The organism is Paraglaciecola sp. 2405UD69-4 (assembly GCF_047525415.1).
GTDB lineage: Bacteria > Pseudomonadota > Gammaproteobacteria > Enterobacterales > Alteromonadaceae > Paraglaciecola.
The window spans coordinates 238,256-259,475 of sequence record NZ_JBLIXM010000004.1; the positions used below are offsets into that span (position 1 = coordinate 238,256).

A 21,220-nucleotide genomic window follows, 5' to 3' on the forward strand; every position below is an offset into this window, starting at 1 on the left:
AAAATGAAATTTAGAGTATTAATTTTAGGTGTTTTTGTCACGTCTATGAGCTTTCAAGCATGGTCTTGGGGGCAAATCGGTCACAGAGTAACGGGTGCGATAGCCGAGCACTACCTAACAGATGAAGCACAATTAGCGATTGCAAAAATTCTTCCCCATGAAACCCTTGCTGAAGCCTCAACTTGGCCCGATGAAATGCGCTCTAACCCTAGCGAATTTTGGAAAAAAACAGCAGGGCCTTATCACTATGTAACGGTTCCCGATGGTAAAATTTATGCAGATGTTGGAGCTCCAGAGCAGGGTGATGGCTTTAGTGCATTGCAAACTTTTGCGGCGCAGTTAAAAAGTAACAAAACTAGTCCAGAGCAAAAGCAACTAGCATTGCGTTTTATCATTCATATTATTGGAGATTTACATCAACCATTCCATGCAGGTAATGGTACCGACAGAGGCGGTAATGACGTAAAGCTAAAATTTTTCTGGCAAGACTCAAACTTACATAGAGTTTGGGATTCAGGGTTAATTGATAGTCAGCAGTTTTCATACACAGAATGGAGCGCAATTTTGCTGGCTAAAATATCTGAGCAACAAGCAAAGCAGTGGATGCAACTAGATCCAAATGTTTGGATTGCTGAGAGTGCTGAATTACGGGCCAAGCTTTATCCAGAATCAGATGAAATTTCATGGGACTATCAATATCAAAATTTGCCTATTGTTAAAAAACGATTGCAAATGGGAGGTGTCAGAATCGCAGCTTATCTAAACGCGCTCTTCAAGTAGTTCGGGTGTTTTTTTGACTCACTCAAGTTTGCAATCTTTACCAAAAGTTTTAGCTGGCCCTATTGTTAGAAAGGTTGATGCTAAAAGCGTAACTTTTTGGTTGGTAACCTCAAAAGCTTATGACTTTGAGGTGTTGTTACGTAACGGCTTGAATCAAGAGTTGTTGTTTGATAACAAAGTGCAGCCTGAGTACTTATCTCAAGTTCCTGTCGGTAAGCATGCATTTGTTAACTTATTGACTATAGAGTTCAGTTCCCCAGTCAAATGTGGAACTTCCATTAGTTACGACATTAACTTATGCAGTGAGGGGGAGCCTAGTTTTAGCATTACCTCTTTGATGCCTGATCTTGTATACCCCAAGCAAAGCTTGCCTAATTTTGTAGTTAAGCTGGATCTGCGCAAGGTGTTACATGGCTCTTGTCGTAAACCCCATCATGACAGTGGAGATGGTTTGTTGGTGGTAGATGCGCAACTTGAAGACGCCAAATTACAGCAAGAGTGTGGCCCCGATATCCTCATTTTATCTGGTGATCAAGTCTATACCGATGATGTTGCAGGCCCGATGTTAGTGGCTATTAAGCAAACCATTGCTCTTCTTGGTTTATTTAATGAGGAATTGCAAGGCGCGGCAATAGATAGCAGCTATAAGGTTTTTGAGCATCCACACTGTTATTACCAAAGACCAGAGCTACTGCCAGATACTCCTTCTTCTGAAAATACCCAAAAGTTATTTTTTGGAGGGAAAAAGAAACCAATATTTACATCTGTTAATGCCAACAACCACCTTATTTCCTTTGCAGAGGTTATGGCCATGTATATTTTAACTTGGTCTCCTGAAATGTGGAACCAAGTGGATATTACCGATCAAGATATTCCAGAATCTTTTCGTTCAATTTTTAGTGCCGAAAAGGCCATTATTGAAAACTTTGTCACAGGTTTACCTAGGGTAAGAAGAGCCTTAGCTAATATACCGGTTTATATGATATTTGATGACCATGATATAACCGATGATTGGAATTTAACTCGTGGCTGGGAAGAAGCGGTTTATGGTAATCAGTTTGCCAAACGCATTGTAGGTAATGCATTAATTGGTTACTGGTTATGTCAAGGTTGGGGAAATGATCCCAAGGCCTTAAATGCTTTGTATAATAAGTGTGAAGAGCACTTTAGTGCTGGTGGCATTATTGAACATGATAAGTTGGTAGAGCATGTTTTAGATTGGGAGCGGTGGCATTATCATCTAGATAGTTCTCCTAAACTGCTAGTGTTAGATACTAGAACTCAGCGTTGGCGCTCTGAGTCTAATATGAATAAGCCTTCAGGCTTGATGGATTGGGAAGCCCTATGTGAGTTACAACAAGAGTTGATTGGTCAAAAAGCGGTGATTATGGTGTCTGCAGCCCCAATTTTTGGTGTTAAGCTAATTGAAACTATTCAAAGGGTTTTTACATTTTTTGGCAAGGCATTAACCGTAGATGCTGAAAACTGGATGGCTCACAAAGGGACGGCAAGTGTGATCTTAAATATTTTTAGGAATCGCAAAACCCCTCCTAACTTTGTAATTTTATCTGGCGATGTTCACTATTCATTTGTTTATGATGTCACGCTCAGATTCAAACAAAACTCCCCCAATATTACTCAAATAACCAGTAGCGGTATAAAAAATCAGTTTCCAGATGATTTGTTACTCTGGTTTGATCGCTTAAATAGAGTGCTTTACAGTAAATACTCCCCCCTCAACTGGTTTACAAAAAGGCGTAATATGTTGGTTAAACATCGTAGGCCAAGTAATCATAAAGTTCGTACTTTGTTGAATAGTTCGGGGATTGGTATGTTAAAAGTCGATGCTGATTGTTCTAAGGTCGAGGCGCATCAGTTGTGCGCCTCAGGTGAACTTGTGACCTTTGAGAAGAAAGATTAATTATTGGTGGTAAGCTTTGCTGTAATGGTGCACGGCATCAATAAATATTTTTGCATTCTCAGGCGGCACATCTAAATGTATACCATGACCAAGATTAAATACGTGGCCTTCACCTTTGCCAAAACCTTGTAATATAGTTTGTACTTCTTCTTCAATTCTTGCTGCAGGTGCATAAAGCATGGATGGGTCCATATTGCCTTGTAATGCGACTTTGTCACCAATTCGTTTTTTAGCGTCGGCCATATCTACTGTCCAATCTAGCCCAACTGCATCGCAGCCAGTGTCAGCGATAGACTCTAACCATAATCCTGCATTCTTTGTAAACAAAGTCACAGGAACCCGCCTGCCATCGTTTTCACGAATTAAACCGTCAACAATTTTATGCATGTATTGCAACGAAAATTCTTTGTAATCGCGGCCTGATAGCACTCCGCCCCAAGTGTCAAATACCATGACAGATTGAGCTCCGGCTTTTATTTGGGCGTTCAAATACAAAATGACTGAGTCAGCAAGTTTATCTAACAATAAATGAAGCGCTTGAGGATCGCTAAAAGCCATTTTTTTGATTTTCGTAAAGGCTTTACTTGAGCCACCTTCAATCATGTAGGTAGCTAAGGTCCAAGGACTTCCAGAAAATCCTATAAGAGGAACGGCCCCTTTAAGGTTTTTTCTAATGGTACGTACAGCGTTCATTACGTAGCCTAATTCATTTTCTGGATCTAATACGGGAAGCTTTTTGATATCAGCCATAGTCGATAAAGGTCGTTCGAACCTTGGGCCTTCACCTGCTTCGAAATACAATCCTAAACCCATGGCGTCGGGGATAGTCAAAATATCAGAAAATAATATAGCGGCATCTAAGTCAAATCGACGCAGAGGTTGTAAGGTGACCTCACAAGCTAGCTCTGCATTTTTACACAAAGACATAAAGTCACCAGCTTGTGCTCGAGTTGCTTTATATTCAGGCAAATATCGGCCAGCTTGGCGCATCATCCACACAGGTGTGACATCAACAGGTTGGCGCAATAATGCTCGTAAATATCGATCGTTTTGCAATTCTTGCATTCGTTACCTCAGATATAAAAAATAGATTTCAGCTCTATAGCTATAAAAAACGCAGTATTGTAACGATTTTCAGAATATAAAGCTGGGTAAATTTGACAAAGTTTTTGAAATAATTACACAGATTCCATGATTTTCCATGGTATGGACCTGTTAAAAGTCATTAAAATTTCCTGTGCTAATAACAGTTTTTTATCTTATTTTGGTTGCCATAACAGTCAACAGCAATGTGTATAATTTTTTAATTTACTTCTAGCTGCATCCCTTGTGCGATCTCTTTTAAGGTATGTTCTATTAACTGCCCAGAAATTGAATCTACAGGAGGAATATTAGGTAATGAATTTGGGGTGAACCACTCAGCTTGAAGTATCTCTTTTCCATCAACTTTAATTTCACCTGAATCATAATCGGCTAGAAAACCAACCATTAATGAGTGCGGGAAAGGCCATGGCTGGCTTGAAAAGTAGCGTAAATTTTTGACTTTAATGCCGACTTCTTCAAATACTTCTCTGTGGACTGCTTGCTCTAAAGTTTCGCCGCTTTCAACAAATCCAGCAAGCGTTGAGAACATCTGCCTAGCTTTTTGTGGCTTTCCTTGAGCTAATAAAATTGTATCTTCATGGCGGATAGAAACAATAATACAAGGTGAAATTCTTGGATAGCAGCGGTGCTGGCACCGAGAGCATTGTAGTGCCATTTCCCAATCAATTTGTTGCATAACACTTCCGCATTGACCACAGAACCTATGAGTTCTCATAAACAATGCAACCTGCCAAGCTCTAGATATTATGCTGAAAAAAGAGACGTCTACTTGAAATAACAAGGCACGAATGCCTACTAAAACGTAATCGTTACTCTCTATACGTTCACTCCCCATATCAATTAAAAAACAGGGTAAATCTTGGTGGATGCCAATCTGAATGATTTGTTCTTGATATTGGTGAGCAAAGCCTAAAGTTTCCCAAGAGTCTGCGATAAGATCTGAGCTACCTACTTTTTGGAAGATTTTGTCGCCACTAATAATTAACCAAATTGCTTTTGTATCTGGGGTAACAGATATATTTTGTTCTATCATGCTGAGTTCTAAGAAAATGCTTTCCCGCTAGGTTAACATATCTATTACATTGGGTGTTTATTGGTTAATAGATAACGAGATTAATACTTACCTTTCAGTTGTTATTTATTTGCACATTTAAACTACCTATAAGTGGGAATCGGAAATTAAAAAGTGATAGTATTTAGTTGTTCATTTTGAAGGAAGTATTGTGGCTATCACTGATCAAGAATGTATAACTAACCAAGTATATAAAGCACGACAGTTTTGCGAAGAGAAAGGTGCAAGGTTTACCCTGCTACGTGAAAAGGTATATGGCCTTTTGTTAGCGCAAGATGGGGCTGTAGGAGCCTATGAGTTATTAGATACGCTTAAATTGACAGAATCTAATGCCAAACCAGCAACCGTGTACCGTACCTTAGACTTTTTATTGGAGTTTGGCTTGATTCATAAAATTGAGTCGACTAATGCTTTTGTAGCCTGCCACCATTTTGATTGCTTACACCCTGTCCAATTTTTGATTTGTGACACCTGTGGTGAAGTAACAGAAATTCAATCAGTAGGGCTCAAAGATACACTCGATAAACAGGCCCAAAGTGTAGGCTTTAATGTCGTAAAACAAACCATTGAAGCTCATGGTACCTGTTCTGATTGCAATTAAATCAACTAATAAGTAGAACTAAATGAATGCTGAATTTATCAACCCGTTCGTAACTGCGCTTTTGAATGTATTGAAAACCATGGCACAGATTGAACTCGTACCAGGTAAGCCTAAAAAGAAGACTGACGAAAGGGCTTTCGGTGATGTATCCGGCTTAATTGGCATGGTTGGTAATAACATTCAAGGGTCATTATCAATATCATTCCAAGAAGCGTTAGTCTTTGAAATTATGGAAAAGATGTTAGGTGAGAAACCCAACACTATTGATTCTGACGTAAAAGATATGGTGGGTGAAATTACCAATATGATTTGTGGTGGTGCCAAAAACGAGTTAGACGAGAAAGGATATGACTTTGGTATGGCTACACCTATGGTGGTATCTGGTAAAAACCATAGTGTTGATCATCAAGTTGACGGTAAAAAAATGATAATGCCTTTCTCTCATTCGTCAGGAAAGCTGTACCTAGAAATGTGTTTCAATAAATAGGCACCCTATGTCTTTTTGGTTTCAGCAATCAATAATATTAAGTAAAAAGTCTAGAGGGTACCATTTGATTACCAGTGAAGTAATTGAACAGTTACCTATTCTACGCAGTATAAATGTTGGCCTTTTGCATCTTTTTATTCAGCACACCAGTGCCAGTTTAACCATAAACGAAAATGCAGATCCAACTGTTAGAATTGATATGGAATCTCATATTAATAAAATGGTTCCTGAAAACATGGCCTACTATATGCATGGTTGTGAGGGTGCTGACGATATGCCCGCTCATATTAAATCCAGTTTATTAGGGAACAATTTAACTATCCCTATTTCTGGCGGGCACTTAGCCTTAGGTACATGGCAAGGCATAATTTTAGGAGAACATCGTAATTTTGCTGATAAACGTCGCTTAATTGCGACAGTTTCTGGTGAAAAAAGTTAAAAAATCAATAAAGCGGTTGCTTTCATTTTAATCATATATATGATCGCGCCCATTGTTATAAATTGAGATACATAGGAATAGTTGAAATGAAAAAATTGTTGATCGCTAGTGTAGTTGCCGCTGCTATGAGTACTTCAGTACAAGCAGAAGACAAAGCCACAGATAAATGGGTTGCAGGGTTCGCAGAATACTATCTTACTGATGAAAGTGAATCAGGTGCGCCTAATTTCCTTGATAACGGTACAGGTATTGGTGCTGAGTTTGGTTTTAAATTTGCTCCAGAGTGGGCTGCTAGATTAGAGGTATCTCATTTAAATATTGACGCATCACCTTCTGATGAGTCAGGTAACCGTGTTGGTATCGATGCACTGTATTTTCTTCCTGAAGACCTTTTATATGTTTTTGGTGGTTTAAAATACACTAAAATCGTTGATGGTGGCTCTATGTTTAACCTAGGTCTTGGTAAACATTGGCATGTAAATGAAGATATTGCAGTGGTAACAGAAGTTGCTGCTTACCAAGGTTTAGATGACAGCAATGATACTCACGTTGGCTTTAAACTTGGTTTAGCTTACACATTTGGTGAGTCGTCTACTTCTAGCGCAACTACTGACACTGATAGTGATGGCGTTGCTGATGGTCAAGATAACTGTCCAGGAACGGCTTACGGAACTAGCGTAGATGCATACGGCTGTGCTTTAGTTGCAGACGTTGCACCAGTAATTGCTGATGCAGACGGTGACGGTGTTGCTGATGATATCGATGAATGTGCTAATACACCAAGTACAGATGTTGTTGATGCAACAGGTTGTGGTGTATTTATTGAAGAAACTGTTTCTTCGAACATTAAAGTATTGTTCGCGAATAATAGTTCAGTTGTGACAAACCCTAATGATCCTCAGTTCCAAGAGTTTGTTGACTTCATGAATCGTTTCCCATCAGCTGACGCTCTAATCGAAGGTCATTCATCTGCTCCTGGCGCAGCTGACTATAACCTTTACCTTTCTCAAAAGCGTGCTGATGCAATTCGTACTCTTTTGGTTGAGCAATATGGCGTAGACAATGCTAGATTGACAACTAAAGGTTATGGTGAAACTCAATTATTAGATACTGCTAATACAGCTGAAGCTAATAAGAAAAACCGTCGTATTATTGCAATCGTATCTGCAAGCGAACGCGTTAAATTACAAAAGTAATGTAAATTACGTTACACAAAAAAAGAGATGCAATTGCATCTCTTTTTTTTGCTTATTTTTTGTAATTAAGCTCTTTATGGGGGGCTAAACCAATTTAAGTTGCTAGCTTTATACTTTATTAATACTCGTCACTTAAAGCTGGTCCTGCATAGTTATCAAATCTGGAAAACTGTCCTTGGAAAGTAAGGCGAGACGTTCCAATTGGTCCGTTACGTTGTTTGCCGATAATGATTTCTGCAATACCTTTTTCGGTACTTTGTTCGTTGTAAACTTCATCGCGATAGATAAACATGATTAGATCGGCATCTTGCTCTATTGAACCTGATTCCCTCAAATCTGAGTTAATAGGGCGTTTATCACTTCTTTGCTCAAGACTCCGGTTTAACTGGGACAAAGCCACAACAGGTACTTCAAGTTCTTTTGCAAGTGATTTTAAGGAGCGAGAAATTTCCGCTATCTCCAATGTTCGGTTATCGCTTAACCCTGGTACTTGCATCAGCTGCAGGTAATCGATCATGATTAAACTAATGCCGCCTTTATCCCTAGCTAGTTTTCTTGCTCTTGTTCGAACTTCCATTGGAGTCAGGCCGGAGGAATCATCGATAAATAGGTTATCTTTCTCTTTCAACATGGCCATAGTATTAGACATTCTGGCCCAATCTTCGTCATCTAACTGTGCGGTACGAACTTTAGTTTGATCTACCCTGCTTAATGAGGCTAACATCCTCATCATGATTTGCTCTGAAGGCATCTCTAAGCTGAATACTAATACCGGTTTTTCTTCTAATAACATGGCGTTTTCGCACAAGTTCATAGCAAATGTGGTTTTACCCATGGAAGGACGCGCAGCAACTATAATTAGATCTGAGGGTTGTAAGCCACTGGTTTTCTTATCTAAATCTGTATATCCAGTGGAAACCCCCGTCACTTCTTTATTGCTTTTTACTAGTACTTCTAGTCGATCAATTGTTTTGGTTAATACGGACTCGACGTTTTTAGGGCCTTCGTCTTTACCTGTTCTTTTCTCAGCAATTTCGAAGACTTTACTTTCGGCCATATCAAGGATTTCTCCTGAATTTCGGCCTTCAGGGTTATAGCCGGTATCGGCTATTTCATGGGCTACACCTATTAACTCTCTGGTGACTGCTCGTTCTTTGATTATGTTGGCATAGGCTGTTACGTTTGCCGAACTAGGGGTATTTTTGGCAAGCTCCCCCAAATAAGCAAAGCCACCCGCATCTTCAAGTTCGTCTAGCTCTTCTAAGTTCTCAGAGACAGTTATCAGATCTATTGGCTGATTCTTATTGAGCAAACGTAAAATTGCGGCATAGATTATTTGATGAGATCTGTTGTAGAAGTCTTCTTCAACCACTAATTCAGCCACTTTGTCCCAAGAGTCAGGGGCAATAAGCATACTACCTAATACCGATTGCTCTGCTTCGATTGAATGTGGAGGGACTTTTAGTTTTTCGACTTTGTCGTCCGAATTTTTCTTTGGGACTGCTTTAACGGGCATGGTTCTTTCGGCTAAGTTATGGGGGATTAGTATGCGTCAAAAATAGCTAAAAAGTAAACCTCGAGTGCCATAAGTATGTAGATCATTTATTTATTAAGGTGTGCAGAAATAGTAGAAATAAATTGTTCTCCATAACGCTGCAACTTGGTTTCTCCGACGCCATGAATATCTAGAAACTCTGCATCTGACTCAGGGCACTTATTCGCCATGTCAGCTAGGCTTGCATCACTAAATACTACAAAAGGTGGCACGTCATCACGGTCTGCAATTTTCTTGCGTAAGTGTTTGAGTTTGGCAAATAGAGCCCTATCGTAATCAGGTGTTTTCCAAGATTTTTGAGTGCCAAAATTTACATCAAGTCTTGGTACCGCAAGCTCTACTTCTTGCAACTTTTGTAAAATTGGTCTGGCTTCTTCAGTTAACTTTAGGACAGCATTTTGAGTGATGTCTATCCGTATTAAGCCTCTATGTATCAGTTGGTTGATGATGTTGTGCCAGTATGCATCAGACTTGTCTTTGCCAATTCCATAAGTGCTTAATTCATTATGTTTTTGTTCTAAAATTTTCTTTAATTGCTTACCCCTTAAAACGTCAATAAGGTATTGGCTAGCAACGCTTTGTTTTAGTCGAAGAATACATGAGAGCACCTTTTGTGCTTCTATTGTGCCACTGAACGTTTTTGGAGGGTCAAGACAAATGTCGCAGTTACCACAATGCCCTGCAGAATATTCTGCAAAATAGTTCAAGAGTATTTGCCTACGGCAGGTTTGTGCTTCGCCAAAAGCTTCCATGGCTGCAAACTTTTGTAGTTCAATGGCATTTTGCTCTTGGTTTTCACCGCTAGATATCCATTGTCTTATCCGTGTGGCGTCTTTTTCATCAAATAATAACAAGGCTTCCGCGGGCATTCCGTCACGACCTGCACGGCCTATTTCTTGGTAGTAAGACTCTATACTTCTAGGTAGGTCGAAATGCAAAACAAAGCGTACATTTGATTTATCGATCCCCATTCCAAAGGCAACAGTAGCCACTATTATGTCTATTTTGTCTTGAATAAAATCCCTTTGAATTATGTCACGAATTCCAGACTCTAACCCTGCATGGTAACCAGCACTATTAATGCCCTTACGTGCGAGGGCCATGGCTAAATCATCGACTTTACTACGACTGTTACAATAGATTATGCCGCTGCCATCTTGCTGCTTTACAAAACTGATAACTTGCTCAGTTGCCTTATATTTTGCAACTTGGTTATAGCGTATGTTGGGGCGGTCAAAACTTCCTTTAAAAATAAAAGGGTCGTTTAAGTTGAGTTGTAAACTAATATCCGTTCGCGTTGCTAGATCAGCCGTAGCTGTTAACCCCATTATTGGTACATCAGTAAAGTGATTTTTAAGTTGCCCAAGGAGCCTATAGTCTTTTCTAAAATCGTGTCCCCAGTGAGAAACACAGTGCGCCTCATCAACCGCGATTAAGCTTATATCTAAGCTTTTAAGACGTGTGATAAACTCTAGCTGCATTAGCCTTTCAGGAGCAAGGTAGATCAGCTTATAGTGATTGTCTTGCATGCCTTTATAAATATTAAACATATCTTCATTGGAGAGATTCGAATTAATATAGGCCGCTTTCACGCCATAGGTCAGTAGTGCATCTACTTGGTCTTTCATTAATGAAATTAACGGTGATACGACAATAGTTAGACCGGGTAATAATATGGCAGGTATTTGATAACAGAGGGACTTACCTCCACCTGTTGGCATTAACACTAGTGTGTCTTGTTTTTTAAGAACACTGGAAATTACTTCGGCTTGACCATCTCTGAATTGATCATACCCAAATGTGTTTTTTAGAATATCTCTCGCTTTGTCTAGCTTATTATTTGATGATGGAGAGTGGTGTATTGGTTCAGACAAAGATTTCTCTGCGGTGTAAATTATCTTATTAGTTTACGTGTTTTTAAAGGAGTGGGCACTTTAATTTGCGTCTTGTAAACATAAGCCTTGTTCATTTTATTACTTAAATTTGTTTTATATTCACTGACAGTATTGGATTATTTAACCTTTCAGAAAAACCATGAGTGCTCTGGCCTAATTATCTAAGAGCTTGATTAGTAAATCTATAATATTTTAATTGGTAGTATTTTTACACCTAATGCTTTATCCATGGCAGCTGCGACAAATTTTTTAGAAAGAAAGTCCTTTATTATTGTCTGATATTTAGCCAATATGAATGTGAAGATCTAACAAATATATTATCCGTCAATGTTGACAGGTAGGGTAAATACCAGGGATGTAATGACTGTTTTTCAACAAAATCTCACATTATTAATTGTTGACGATGATGTCGTAAATATATCAACACTTACGTCGCTGTTCGCGCAAATATTTACTATAGAAGTGGCCTACGATGGAAAAGCTGCCCTGCAAAAAATAGTATCTAGCGATATAGACTTAGTATTGAGCAAAGTTAATGCCCCTGTTATTAATGGTCAGGAGCTATGCTCATTCGTCAAGAATAATCGTTTAACGGCACACATCCCAATTGTTTTTCTTGCGTTAGATGCCAATGCAGATGAAGAAGAAGAGTGTTTAAGTATGGGAGCCATTGATTATATTGCTCTAAATGCTCGCCCCAATACCATACTCTATAGAGTCAAAAACCACATGACTATGGTAGCCCAACAGAAGAAGTTGGCTCTTGTCTCATGCACCGATGGTTTGACTGGCTTAGCGAATCGAATGCAGTTAGATACTATGCTTAACAAAGAGTGGTATGCAGCAGTTCGTGGCAATCATTCAATGGCAATACTCTTAATCGATATCGATAATTTTAAACTGTTCAATGATGAGTTTGGCCACCTAGAGGGCGATAAGTGCTTAAAAATAGTGGCATCTATTATTGCAAAAAGTAAGAGGCGGGAGAGAGACTTTGCAGCTAGGTACGGTGGTGAAGAATTTGTTTTACTCTTGCCATTTACTGACCTAAAAGGTGCGACCCAAGTAGCCGAGTTATTGCTTAGTAAAGTGAGAGAGATAAATATCCAAGCGGCGAAAAAGGCCTTCTTCTCAATGGTAACTATTAGTATTGGTGTAACGGCCTATGTGCCTTCCCATGATAAAGGTCTTGTAAATAATCCAATGGAATTGCTCAACTGTGCAGATAAACATTTATTTAAAGCCAAGCAAAATGGTAGAAATTGTTACTCTGCGTCAGAAGAATATTAAAGGGCTAAGTAATTTTAAGCTCATTTTCCTCAGCATATCAAATACATAATTAGCTGTTTTTTTAAGTAAATAAGGTGACTATTTAATGTCACCTTATTGCAATTCATAGGGCCATGTCTCACACTTCGCAGGTCTTTTTGCCCCCCCATATTATTCGGTGATTTCTTTGAGCGAAAAATCTATTAAATCTGGCGTTTTGTTTGCGATTTCGGCCTATGTAATGTGGGGGTTAGCCCCAATGTATTTTAAATTATTACAGGAATTGCCAGCTGTAGAAATTATGATGCATAGGGTCTTTTGGTCTGTGCCTGTATTGTTTTTGTTGTTACTCGTTAGGCGCAAACTTGGGCAAGTCACTGCTGCGATATTAGATTTTAAAGTTTTGAGAGTGTTATTTATAAGTGGCTTTCTATTAGCAATGAATTGGCTCCTCTTCATTTGGGCAGTAAATAATGGCCGTATGCTTGAGTCGAGTTTAGGGTACTTTATCAATCCATTAATTAATGTGGTTTTAGCTCGGTTATTTTTAGGGGAAACCTTAACTAAAATGCAAAATGTGGCCGTACTAGTTGTATTTATTGGGGTAGCATCTTTAGTGGTTTCTTATGGTCAATTACCCTGGGTGTCCTTAGTTTTAGCCTTAACATTTAGTTGTTATGGCTTGTTGCGCAAAAAAATTGCGGTTGAGTCAATGCCGGGTTTATTTATAGAAAGTTTAATTATGTTGCCTTTTGCTGTTGCCTTTTGGGTGATTGCCCAACCCGAGCATAGCAACCTACTTAACAACGATATTGCAGCAAATAGCCTATTGATACTCGCAGGTATTATCACTACTGTGCCCTTGCTATGTTTCACAGCCGCAGCTAGGCGAATTAGATATACAACCTTGGGGTTTTTTCAATATATAGGGCCAACAATTATGTTTATTTTAGCCGTTGGACTATACGCAGAGCCCATTGATAGCACTAAAATATTTACTTTTGTTTGTGTGTGGGCTGCCCTGGCTATTTATATTTTCGATCTGGTTCGTATCTATAAAAAAACGCCTAAAGTTTAAGAGGTATTTTTTATTTTTGGGTAGGTTTTTCGAGCAAGCTTGCCAGCTACATTAGCTGGCACCTTAGAGCCTTAAATGTTCATAAATATTGATTTTCAATAATTATACTTTTGTTAATTTAGCAAAGGACATTACCAACCATTTACTACCAAAATCATCAAAGTTTACTTGAATTCGCGCATGCTCCCCTGAGCCTTCATAATTTAGCACTATACCTTCTGCAAACTTTGGATGACTGACGCGTTCACCAAGTTGAAAAGCTGCAGATTCAAATGCTGTATGTCCCGTTGTTGCAGTAAAGCGGTTATGGGCAGGGCGAGTGATGGTGGTACGTAACCTCACTTCCTCTATGTGTGCTGCTGGTATTTCTTTAATGAAGCGTGATGGAGTGTGATATTTATCTTGCCCATAGACTCGTCTATTTTCAGCATAGGTGATATACAGCTTTTGCATCGCACGTGTCATGCCTACATAACAAAGGCGACGCTCTTCTTCTATTTTACCTGGTTCCTCGTTGCTCATTTGGCTTGGGAACATGCCTTCTTCAACACCCACCATAAACACTAAAGGAAACTCTAATCCTTTTGCCGTGTGAATTGTCATCATTTGTACCGCATCCTGATGGCTATCTGCTTGCGTGTCGCCTGCTTCTAAAGATGCATGGGCCAAAAAAGCTGATAATGGTGTCATTTGGTCTGCTTCTTCTGGCACCACAAACTGCTTACATGCAGTCACCAGCTCTTCTAAGTTTTCAATTCGAGCTTGCGCTTTTTCGCCCTTTTCGGCTTTGTACATAGCATATAAACCCGAGTGCTTTATCACGTGGTCTGCCTGCTGTTCTAAAGGCAGTTCAGTTATATCTTGTCTTAATTGATTGATAAGTTTCATGAATGCGTCCAGAGCATTTGATGCTCGGCCATTGAGCCTTTTTTCAGCTATCATTTTAGCGCTGGCATCCCACATAGATAATTCAGCATCTCTTGCTAATTCTCTTATTTGGGATAAGGTTTTGTCGCCTAATCCACGGGTAGGTGTATTTACAATACGTTCGTAGGCAGCGTCATCAATAGATTGGTTGATGATCCTTAAGTAACTGAGAGCGTCACGGATTTCTTGACGTTCAAAAAATCGTAAACCACCGTAAATTCTATAGGGGATTGATTCTTGAAGTAAGGCCTCTTCTAAAACCCGAGATTGGGCATTGCTGCGGTATAAAATGGCGCAATCGGCTAAAGCATTACCGTTATCACACCACTCTTTTATACGGGAGACGTTGAATCTCGCTTCATCTAGTTCATTAAAGCCCGCATAAAGAGATATTAGATCGCCTTGACTATCTTCTGTCCATAACTCTTTACCTAAGCGACCACTGTTGTTTTCAATAACTGCATTTGCAGCTTTTAATATATTACCTGTTGAGCGGTAGTTTTGTTCTAAGCGAATTGTTTTCGCATCTTTAAAGTCTCTGAGGAAATGTTGAATGTTTTCAACATTGGCTCCACGCCAACCATAAATTGATTGGTCATCATCGCCCACTATAATCATATTATTTGTGGGGGCGGCTAAAAGCCGTAACCAAGCATATTGAATGTTATTCGTGTCTTGAAACTCATCTACCAGTATTGCCCTAAAGCGCTGCTGGTAATGGGCTAAAATGGCTGGGTTATTTAGCCATAACTCGTGGGCCCTGAGTAGTAATTCTGCAAAATCTACCAATCCTGCTCGATCACAGGTTTGCTGGTAGGTTTGATATATTTCACGCATCTTTTGTTGGGTGGCGTCCCCATTTGTTTCGATATGCTGTGGCCGTAGACCCTCGTCTTTATTGCCATTTATATACCATTGAACATGCTTTGGTGCCCAATGTTTCTCATCTAAATTTAGGCTTTTTAGTACTCGTCTGACTAACCTATATTGGTCGTCGGAGTCTAAAATAGTGAAGTTTTCTGGTAAGTTTACATCTGCATAATGAGTGCGTAGCAGCCTATGAGCAATACCATGAAATGTACCAATCCACATTGAGTTTAGAGCTGAGCCTTGCAAGTGTTCAACTCTGCCACGCATTTCTTTCGCAGCCTTATTGGTAAAGGTAACCGCTAAAATACCATAAGGTGCAATGTTTTCGACTTCCATTAACCAGGCAATACGGTGAACTAATACTCGGGTTTTACCACTGCCAGCACCTGCTAAAATTAGCATGTCTGATGCGGGAGCGGCTACAGCGTCCCTTTGTTTATCGTTTAATTGGTCAAGAAGGCGAGATACGTCCATTACACTACATGTCATCTAAAAAATAATGTCCTTAGTATATCAGTAATACTGTATTTAATTACACTATAGTTCTTTGGCCTTTGTAATTTTTGATTGTTAGATTCGTTCTAGTTAAGCTAGTGCCCCCTCATTTAAGGAAAAAATAGATGACGATCGATTTTTGGTTGCGTTTAAAGTCCGAAGCGCAGAGTTTAGTTTCTAAAGAGCCATTATTAGCAAGTTATGTGCATGCGTGTATTTTAAACCATCATAATTTTGAGGCTGCCCTAGGTTTTATTTTATCGACTAAGTTAGCTGATGATGTGATGGGCTCATTATCTCTACGGGAAATGTTCGAACAAAGCTATCTATTAGATCCTAAGATAATTGAAGCCGTCATAAGTGATGTTGAAGCGGTTTATAATCGTGACCCTGCAGTACATTCATATTTAACAGTATTGCTTAATTTTAAAGGCTTTCAGGCCATTCAAGTGCATAGGCTTGCTCATCAATTATGGCAAGCTGGGCGTCATGATTTGGCATTATTTATACAAAGCCGCAATTCAGAAGTCTTTACTGTGGATATTCACCCAGCAGCACGTATCGGGCAAGGGGTGATGTTTGACCATGCCACTGGAATTGTCGTTGGAGAAACTGCAGTTATTGAAAATAACGTCTCTGTCATGCAATCCGTTACTTTGGGCGGTACAGGTAATGAAGCGGGAGATCGCCATCCGAAGATAAAAGAAGGCGTTATGATAGGTGCTGGAGCAAAAATCTTAGGAAACATTACAATTGGTAAGGGAGTTAAAGTAGGGGCAGGTAGTGTTGTGCTAAATGACGTACCAGCACATGTTACTGTTGCCGGTATTCCCGCAAAAATAGTTGGTAAGCCAACCTGTCAGAGCCCTTGTGAAACCATGATGCAAAATATACTGGAAGATTAAACCAGATTAAGCAGATCTTCTAATTGTTCTAGCTGAATATGGGGGAGGGAGATTGTTGGCTCTTGCCCTAAGGCCATATCTCTATTTTCTGCATACCAAGCCGTTTGGTATCCGGCTTTTAAAGCACCCCAAACATCTTTTTCTAAATTATCACCCACATGTAAGATATTACTGGCGGGTAACTTTAGATGAAGCCTGGCATTATCAAACATAGCTGGGTTGGGCTTCATAGGCGAAGTGATAGACGCCTTAAAACAAGCAGAGAAATAGGGGGATAAGCCGATTTGTTCGAGATTTACATTGCCGTTTGTTATTGCTACCAAAGGAAGCTTCTCTGAAAGTGTTTTTAGTAATGCGTGGATATTGGCATTTAATGAAAAATTACTTCTGTGGTAGTAAAAATACTCAAAGCATTCTTTGGCAGCAGCTTCAGCTTTTGAAGTGCTGAAGCCTAAACTTTTAAATCCCGCCAGCATAGAGATATAACGCAGTTTCCCCATATCACTTTTTAAATTGGGGTTTTCTTTGAGTGCATTTTTTTGCTGCAGCATCCAAAACTTCTGACTAACGTTTTCAGTCGCCGGGTAATGTGTTTGCATCCAAGTTATGAGTGCTTGATTGGCCTCTATAATAATTGGGTGGTTGTCATACAAGGTATCATCTAGGTCGAAAGTAATGGCTTTTACTTTCTGCAGTTTTTTATAAAAAATCATGTAAAGTTGAAAGCCTTACTCAAATGAAAGTTGTGACATTACTTAAGCTTTTTAGCTCTTGGGTGTGCATTGTCGTAAACGCTAGCTAAATGCTGAAAATTTAAATGGGTATAAACTTGCGTCGTTGCTAGGTTTGCATGGCCTAAAAGCTCTTGAACCCCTCTTAAGTCAGAGCTTGATTCTAATATATGGGTAGCAAAGCTGTGTCTTAACTTATGGGGATTAACAGACTGTTCAATATTCTGTGTCGTTGCCCATAACTTCATTCTTTTTGCGACTTGACGGGAGCTTATCCTATTTTTCTGTTTACTTAGAAATAACGCAGGCTCTGACGGTTTTGCAAACTCAGGTCTTACTTTTAACCAATTAGAAACAGCCTGCTTGGCGATTTTACCTATTGGTAATAGACGTTCTTTATTGCCTTTTCCTGTTACTCTTAGTTGGTTTTGATCTTCTAGACTTTTTAGATTTAGGGAGACGAGCTCGGCTAAACGTAAGCCACAACTATACATGAGCTCCATCATAGCTTTGTCTCGAACTGCGAGAATATCGTCTGCGCCTATATCTAATAATTGATGCATTTCATCAACGTTTAGCTGCTTTGGTAATGGTTTGCCTTGTTTCGGAGCACTAACAGAAGACGCGGGGTTTTGGATTAACATGTTTTCTTTTATAAGAAAATCACAAAATCCTCGGATAGAAGATAACCGTAACGCGAGGGAGCGAGGGTTAAGCCCTTTCTTTCTGCCTTGATTTAAAATTTGGCGTACATCTTGGCTATTGAATGATACCCAGCTATCTAGTTGTAAATCTGAGAAAGCCGAATTTAGTTGTCTTTGATAGCTATCGATTGACTTAACAGCAAGGTTTTTCTCATACTTTAGGTAAGCAAGATATTTGTCTAACCAAGGCTGTAAACTTGGCGATAACATAATAATGGGCTTTTAATAGGTCAACATTTTAGGTAGCAAAATACCTAAAAATTGCTGCAGCTGAGTAATGAGTAAGGTGTCCATATCTGGATTGAAATGGCTAGCGTCTTTACTGCCAATTGCCAAAATTCCTAATTCTGACGAATCCCCGATAAGAAGTAAGGCAACGGAGTTAGCTTCTTGGTCATTAAATAAAAGTTTACGTTCGTGCTCACTCAAGCGACCAAAGAAAAAGGTATCTCGCTGAAAACGTTTCTCAATAAATAATCTTCGTTGAATTTCAGGAAGTGCATGGGGACCTTTAAAGGGTTTAAGTGTCACTGCTGAGAGCTTAAGATTCTCTTGAATGACTTCTTCTAAAATGAATTTTAATTCATCCAAGTCTTTGCATTTTAAAATACGAAGATTTAAGTCTGCATAAACTCGGTATATTGCTTCATTTTGCTTTGCGATAGTAATTAACTGATTGAGCTTAAGATTTAACGCTCTTACTTTTTTGCGTAATTGCTCACTTTGCAACTCAACCAGAGATACACTGCCTTTTAAGGAATGAGGGATTTCTAGTTTTTCAAGTAGGTGTGCTTGTTGCGCAAAAAAGTCAGGATTTTCTAATAAGTAAGTTGCTACTAACTCACTTGATAAGGCAGGTGTTTGTTCATATTTTGAGTCTATATCCGTATTGTTATTATATTGTTCCAAACTTTTACTCATATGTTTATATGTCCATCAAATACATGCTCAGCTGTTCCGGTCATTTTTAATACATTGTCTTTTCCTTGCCAACGTATTTTTAAACTGCCACCAGGTAAATCAACTCTAACATCTTTACTTAACTTATTGTGTATTTGTCCAATGGCAACTGCGGCGCAAGCACCACTTCCACAGGCTAGCGTTTCGCCTGCACCACGTTCGTAAACTCTAAGTTTAACGTGATTTGGGTTGATGATTTGCATAAAGCCAACATTTGCCCCTTCGGTGAACCTTTCATGCTTTTCAAGCAAAGGTCCCATTCCTTCCACATCGGCTTTTTGAACGTCGTCTACTAGTAATACACAATGGGGGTTACCCATAGAGACGGCTCCACAAAAAAATGTTTGCCCTTCTGCCCGCAGAACATAAATTTTTTCCTGCTTTTTAGCTTTGATGGGTACCATTTGTGGATCGAACTTTGGTACGCCCATGTTAACTGTAACTTGGCCATCTTTTTCTATATACAAAATCATGCGGCCAGCTTTTGTGCTGACTATGATTTTATTGCGATTTATTAACCCTTTCATTTTAACAAATCGTGCAAAACATCGCGCGCCATTGCCACATTGAGATACTTCAGAGCCATCGGCATTGAAGATCCTATAGTGGAAATCTTGTTCTGGATCGTAAGGAGGTTCAACCAAAAGAAGTTGATCGAACCCTACACCAAAATTTCTATCTGAAAGTTGTTGTATTTTCTCTTTTGAAAAGAATACATTCTGAGTGACGTTATCAATGACCATAAAATCATTGCCCAGACCATGCATCTTTGAAAACTGGATTTGCATTGTAATTACTTAGCTAAAATTGTTATCTAACCGCTTAAAGCAGGTCGTCAGATTCGTTGTTGATAGTTATATCATTTCAAATAAAGACTGACCATGCCTTTAATGAGCAACAGCTAAAATAATCTCAATATCTCAGTGTTTTAAGATTATTATTGCCATGAATAAACTCATGGCAAATTAAGCTAATTTAGCTAGCTTGGTATATGCTCATTTTCAAATAAGCTTTCCAGTGTTTCTCTTTCTCTAACTAAGTGGGCTTTGTCACCATCTATTAATACCTCTGCAGCTCGGCCTCGGCTGTTATAGTTTGAAGCCATAACAAAACCATATGCCCCAGCACTTCGAACAGCAAGGTAATCATCAGCTGCTATAGCAAGCTCCCTTTCTTTACCTAAGAAGTCACCTGTTTCACAGATTGGACCTACTACATCATAGGTCGCAAGATCTCTTTGTAAACCAGTGTTAAGTGGAATGATATTTTGCCAAGCAGAATATAAAGAAGGGCGAATTAAGTCGTTCATGGCAGCATCAACAATGGCAAAGTTCTTTTCATCTCCTTCTTTTAAGAATTCAACCTTGGTCAATAACACGCCAGCGTTTGCCATGATCGCGCGGCCTGGCTCGAAAATTAGTAATAAATCTTCTCTACCTTGCATACGCTCTGCTAATGCTTGGGTGTACTCATCAGGATGAGGCGCTTTTTCATTTTGGTAAGTAACACCTAAACCTCCCCCCACATCTAGATGTTTTAGATGAATATCGTTTTCTGCTAATTCGTCAATGAGTGCCAAAATGATATCTAAAGCATCAACAAAAGGTGAAAGCTCTGTTAGCTGTGAGCCGATATGGCAGTCGATACCAATGACATTTAAAAAGGGTAAACTTTTCGCGTATTTATAAATTTCTACCGCGTTCTGACGGGCTACACCAAACTTATTCGCTTTAAGGCCTGTGGATATATATGGGTGTGTATTAGCATCAACGTCTGGGTTAACTCTGATTGAGATAGGAGCCGGCTTATCAAGCTGCTCGGCTACTTTGTTTATTCTTGCTAACTCACTTCGTGATTCGACGTTAAAACACTTAATATTATGTTGTAACCCCAAGGCTATTTCTTGTTCTGTTTTGCCCACGCCAGAAAACACCACTTTGCTAGGGTCGCCACCTGCTTTAAGTACTCGTAACAGCTCACCACCAGATACTATGTCGAATCCAGAGCCTAGGTTTGCCATAACATTTAGTACCGCCAAATTTGAGTTGGCTTTTACTGCATAGCAAATTAGGTGAGGCTGCGCGCCTGCGGCCTTATCAAAAGCGAGCCAATGACGCTCAATAGTTGCTTTCGAGTATACATAACAAGGTGTTTTAAATTCTTCTGCTACTGCTGTTAAAGAGACATTTTCAGCGTAGAGTTCTTGGTTTTTATATGCAAAGTAATCCATA

Annotated in this window: 19 protein-coding genes; 9 read left to right on the plus strand and 10 right to left on the minus strand. The window is 39.3% G+C overall.

What is annotated here, in order from left to right; translation table 11 throughout:
* Positions 1–3: 3 nt before the first annotated feature.
* Both ACMUMK_RS15015 and ACMUMK_RS15020 read left to right on the plus strand, forming a co-directional pair.
* Complete coding sequence (locus ACMUMK_RS15015) at positions 4–780, plus strand: S1/P1 nuclease (RefSeq protein WP_414701955.1); 777 nt, start codon at positions 4–6, stop codon at positions 778–780.
* A gap of 13 nt (positions 781–793) precedes the next feature.
* On the plus strand, positions 794–2,701 hold the full coding sequence (locus ACMUMK_RS15020) for an alkaline phosphatase D family protein (protein WP_414701956.1): 1,908 nt from the start codon (positions 794–796) through the stop codon (positions 2,699–2,701).
* Here the strand turns inward: ACMUMK_RS15020 and hemE are convergent, their stop codons facing one another.
* Together hemE and nudC are read right to left on the minus strand one after the other, a co-directional pair.
* Positions 2,702–3,766, minus strand: coding sequence for a uroporphyrinogen decarboxylase (hemE, locus tag ACMUMK_RS15025; protein ID WP_414701957.1), 1,065 nt, complete (start codon positions 3,764–3,766; stop codon positions 2,702–2,704).
* A gap of 238 nt (positions 3,767–4,004) precedes the next feature.
* Positions 4,005–4,838, minus strand: a complete 834-nt coding sequence (gene nudC / locus ACMUMK_RS15030; protein ID WP_414701958.1) for an NAD(+) diphosphatase — start codon at positions 4,836–4,838, stop codon at positions 4,005–4,007.
* 190 nt (positions 4,839–5,028) lie between these two features.
* On the opposite strand from nudC, the gene ACMUMK_RS15035 reads away from it, so the two are divergent.
* The 4 genes from ACMUMK_RS15035 (at position 5,029) to ACMUMK_RS15050 (ending at position 7,600) form a co-directional block, all read left to right on the plus strand.
* A complete protein-coding gene (locus tag ACMUMK_RS15035; protein WP_414701959.1) occupies positions 5,029–5,478 on the plus strand; it encodes a transcriptional repressor in 450 nt (149 codons plus the stop codon).
* A gap of 22 nt (positions 5,479–5,500) precedes the next feature.
* Entirely contained in the window at positions 5,501–5,965 is a 465-nt protein-coding gene (locus ACMUMK_RS15040) for a chemotaxis protein CheX (protein WP_414701960.1), read from the plus strand.
* 7 nt (positions 5,966–5,972) lie between these two features.
* Positions 5,973–6,404, plus strand: a complete 432-nt coding sequence (locus ACMUMK_RS15045; protein ID WP_414701961.1) for a secondary thiamine-phosphate synthase enzyme YjbQ — start codon at positions 5,973–5,975, stop codon at positions 6,402–6,404.
* A gap of 86 nt (positions 6,405–6,490) precedes the next feature.
* Positions 6,491–7,600 carry an OmpA family protein gene (locus tag ACMUMK_RS15050; protein WP_414701962.1) on the plus strand — a complete coding sequence of 370 codons (1,110 nt, stop codon included), beginning with the start codon at positions 6,491–6,493 and terminating at the stop codon, positions 7,598–7,600.
* Between the two features lie 118 nt (positions 7,601–7,718).
* Here the strand turns inward: ACMUMK_RS15050 and dnaB are convergent, their stop codons facing one another.
* Together dnaB and recQ are read right to left on the minus strand one after the other, a co-directional pair.
* Positions 7,719–9,116 carry a replicative DNA helicase gene (gene dnaB, locus ACMUMK_RS15055; RefSeq protein ID WP_414701963.1) on the minus strand — a complete coding sequence of 466 codons (1,398 nt, stop codon included), beginning with the start codon at positions 9,114–9,116 and terminating at the stop codon, positions 7,719–7,721.
* Between the two features lie 86 nt (positions 9,117–9,202).
* Positions 9,203–11,029 carry a DNA helicase RecQ gene (gene recQ, locus ACMUMK_RS15060; RefSeq protein WP_414701964.1) on the minus strand — a complete coding sequence of 609 codons (1,827 nt, stop codon included), beginning with the start codon at positions 11,027–11,029 and terminating at the stop codon, positions 9,203–9,205.
* 381 nt (positions 11,030–11,410) lie between these two features.
* On the opposite strand from recQ, the gene ACMUMK_RS15065 reads away from it, so the two are divergent.
* Positions 11,411–12,340: a diguanylate cyclase gene (locus ACMUMK_RS15065; protein WP_414701965.1), complete on the plus strand. Its 930-nt coding sequence runs from the start codon at positions 11,411–11,413 to the stop codon at positions 12,338–12,340.
* 166 nt (positions 12,341–12,506) lie between these two features.
* A complete protein-coding gene (rarD, locus tag ACMUMK_RS15070; RefSeq protein WP_414701966.1) occupies positions 12,507–13,397 on the plus strand; it encodes an EamA family transporter RarD in 891 nt (296 codons plus the stop codon).
* A 102-nt stretch (positions 13,398–13,499) separates the two neighbouring features.
* Here rarD and uvrD read toward each other — a convergent pair whose 3' ends face one another.
* The gene (gene uvrD, locus ACMUMK_RS15075; RefSeq protein ID WP_414702025.1) at positions 13,500–15,668 is read right to left on the minus strand and encodes a DNA helicase II; all 2,169 of its coding nucleotides are present in this window, start codon (positions 15,666–15,668) and stop codon (positions 13,500–13,502) included.
* A gap of 146 nt (positions 15,669–15,814) precedes the next feature.
* On the opposite strand from uvrD, the gene cysE reads away from it, so the two are divergent.
* On the plus strand, positions 15,815–16,594 hold the full coding sequence (cysE, locus tag ACMUMK_RS15080; protein WP_414701967.1) for a serine O-acetyltransferase: 780 nt from the start codon (positions 15,815–15,817) through the stop codon (positions 16,592–16,594).
* Here cysE and ACMUMK_RS15085 read toward each other — a convergent pair.
* The 5 genes from ACMUMK_RS15085 to lysA form a co-directional block, all read right to left on the minus strand.
* Positions 16,591–17,307, minus strand: coding sequence for an HAD-IA family hydrolase (locus ACMUMK_RS15085; protein ID WP_414701968.1), 717 nt, complete (start codon positions 17,305–17,307; stop codon positions 16,591–16,593). The genes cysE and ACMUMK_RS15085 overlap by 4 nt on opposite strands.
* Positions 17,308–17,345: 38 nt before the next feature.
* Entirely contained in the window at positions 17,346–18,239 is an 894-nt protein-coding gene (locus ACMUMK_RS15090) for a tyrosine recombinase XerC (RefSeq protein ID WP_414701969.1), read from the minus strand.
* Positions 18,240–18,251: 12 nt separating this feature from the next.
* Positions 18,252–18,950 carry a DUF484 family protein gene (locus ACMUMK_RS15095; RefSeq protein WP_414701970.1) on the minus strand — a complete coding sequence of 233 codons (699 nt, stop codon included), beginning with the start codon at positions 18,948–18,950 and terminating at the stop codon, positions 18,252–18,254.
* The gene (dapF, locus tag ACMUMK_RS15100) at positions 18,947–19,777 is read right to left on the minus strand and encodes a diaminopimelate epimerase (protein ID WP_414701971.1); all 831 of its coding nucleotides are present in this window, start codon (positions 19,775–19,777) and stop codon (positions 18,947–18,949) included. Before dapF ends, ACMUMK_RS15095 begins: the two co-directional genes overlap by 4 nt.
* Before the next feature lie 191 nt (positions 19,778–19,968).
* Complete coding sequence (gene lysA, locus ACMUMK_RS15105) at positions 19,969–21,219, minus strand: diaminopimelate decarboxylase (RefSeq protein WP_414701972.1); 1,251 nt, start codon at positions 21,217–21,219, stop codon at positions 19,969–19,971.
* Position 21,220 lies beyond the last annotated feature (1 nt).

Excerpts from the sequence above, each read along its gene's own strand:
- ACMUMK_RS15015 (WP_414701955.1), top strand. The coding sequence starts at position 4 with ATGAAATTTAGAGTATTAATTTTAGGTGTTTTTGTCACGTCTATGAGC.
- hemE (WP_414701957.1), bottom strand. The coding sequence starts at position 3,766 with ATGCAAGAATTGCAAAACGATCGATATTTACGAGCATTATTGCGCCAA.
- nudC (WP_414701958.1), bottom strand. The coding sequence starts at position 4,838 with ATGATAGAACAAAATATATCTGTTACCCCAGATACAAAAGCAATTTGG.
- ACMUMK_RS15040 (WP_414701960.1), top strand. The coding sequence starts at position 5,501 with ATGAATGCTGAATTTATCAACCCGTTCGTAACTGCGCTTTTGAATGTA.
- ACMUMK_RS15045 (WP_414701961.1), top strand. The coding sequence starts at position 5,973 with ATGTCTTTTTGGTTTCAGCAATCAATAATATTAAGTAAAAAGTCTAGA.
- ACMUMK_RS15050 (WP_414701962.1), top strand. The coding sequence starts at position 6,491 with ATGAAAAAATTGTTGATCGCTAGTGTAGTTGCCGCTGCTATGAGTACT.
- dnaB (WP_414701963.1), bottom strand. The coding sequence starts at position 9,116 with ATGCCCGTTAAAGCAGTCCCAAAGAAAAATTCGGACGACAAAGTCGAA.
- ACMUMK_RS15065 (WP_414701965.1), top strand. The coding sequence starts at position 11,411 with ATGACTGTTTTTCAACAAAATCTCACATTATTAATTGTTGACGATGAT.
- uvrD (WP_414702025.1), bottom strand. The coding sequence starts at position 15,668 with ATGGACGTATCTCGCCTTCTTGACCAATTAAACGATAAACAAAGGGAC.
- cysE (WP_414701967.1), top strand. The coding sequence starts at position 15,815 with ATGACGATCGATTTTTGGTTGCGTTTAAAGTCCGAAGCGCAGAGTTTA.
- ACMUMK_RS15085 (WP_414701968.1), bottom strand. The coding sequence starts at position 17,307 with ATGATTTTTTATAAAAAACTGCAGAAAGTAAAAGCCATTACTTTCGAC.
- ACMUMK_RS15090 (WP_414701969.1), bottom strand. The coding sequence starts at position 18,239 with ATGTTATCGCCAAGTTTACAGCCTTGGTTAGACAAATATCTTGCTTAC.
- ACMUMK_RS15095 (WP_414701970.1), bottom strand. The coding sequence starts at position 18,950 with ATGAGTAAAAGTTTGGAACAATATAATAACAATACGGATATAGACTCA.
- dapF (WP_414701971.1), bottom strand. The coding sequence starts at position 19,777 with ATGCAAATCCAGTTTTCAAAGATGCATGGTCTGGGCAATGATTTTATG.
- lysA (WP_414701972.1), bottom strand. The coding sequence starts at position 21,219 with ATGGATTACTTTGCATATAAAAACCAAGAACTCTACGCTGAAAATGTC.